The 1,217-nt window shown below is 63.5% G+C and carries 1 protein-coding gene and 1 pseudogene; both read left to right on the top strand.

Features of this window, described 5'->3' with window-relative positions; genetic code table 11:
• Positions 1–353: pseudogene (locus tag PGX04_RS18645) on the top strand (sterol carrier protein); the annotation flags it as partial.
• Between the two features lie 93 nt (positions 354–446).
• Positions 447–1,217 (top strand): ribonucleotide-diphosphate reductase subunit beta (locus tag PGX04_RS18640; protein ID WP_273739882.1); only part of this gene is annotated, 771 nt, incomplete at its 3' end.

Genomic DNA, 1,217 nt, shown 5'->3' with positions numbered 1-1,217 from the left:
TCGCCTGGCCGGCGCTCGAGGACCTGATCCGAGGCGACCTCGACTCGCTGCTCGCGCAACTGGAGACGTACGTCGTCGACGATTCGCGGGTCCACGCGCACCTCGAACTGGAAGACGGCGTCTGCCGGCGGGCGCAACTCGTGGAAGAACCGTCGGCGCGGGACGTGGGATTCGAACTCGAGGCTCCCTATGAGACCTGGAAGGACCTCCTCGAGGGTGCGGACGTCATCGAGTCGGTGATGTCCAACGAGATGGCACTCGACGGCAGCGTGACGCGGGTCATCCACTACGGCGACGCCGCGGCGGCGATGGGTGACGTCGCCGGCGAGACCGACGCGCGGTACCTGTTCTGAAGGGTTCGGTGAGAGCGCAGTATTCTCGGCGTGACTTCAACTACCGGTTATTCGAACGAGTACGCTCATTGTCGGCACCGGCGACCTACGCTTGTGTCACAAGTTACCACAACAGACGGGTTCCGGGCGGAACGGATCGACACCGCGAGCAAGTGGTACGACCTCTTCCAGAAAGGGGTCGAACTCGGGACGTGGAACGTCGAGAAGCTGTTCGACGAGGTCGGCTTCGAGGAGGACCGCGAGATCTGGAACTCGCTCGAGCCCGTCGAGCAGAAGCAGATCCGGTATCTAGTATCGGGCTTTCTCGACGGCGAGTTCGCGGTCGGCGAGGACGCGAGTCATCACCTCCAGCGCATCATGGGTGCGCCGTGTTTCGACGACAACGAGGAGATGGAGATGTACATGACGATGTTCACGCTGACCGAACACAAGCACACGCAGTTCCTCGACGTCTACATGCACGAGGTGATGGGCGAACAGGACGTCTTCGCCGACCTGAACCCGAAACGCGGCGGCGCTCGGATCCCGATCGTGCAGGCGACCGGGCTCGGTGAGATCTTCGATCGGCAGGGGCAACTGACCGCCAGAGCGGCCCACTCGCAGGACCCCGTCGATATCGCGAAGGCGCTGACCGTCTACCACATGATCGTGGAGGGGCTGCTCGCCCGCGGCGGCTTCTACGCGATCAACAAACTCTCGCAAAACGCCCCGTTACCGCTGTTGAACCACGGATTCAAGTTCATCAGCACCGACGAAGGGCGGCACATGACCCACGGCGTCGAGGCGCTGGGCGAACTGCTCGCGAAGGAACGCGCCGGCGAGCCCGAGTTTCAGGGCGTCGGTCGGGCCATCGAGGACGTCCTC

The organism is Natrinema soli, from assembly GCF_028618695.1.
The sequence above is the reverse complement of the archived record's forward strand: the minus strand, read 5'-3'. Positions and strand labels throughout refer to the sequence as shown.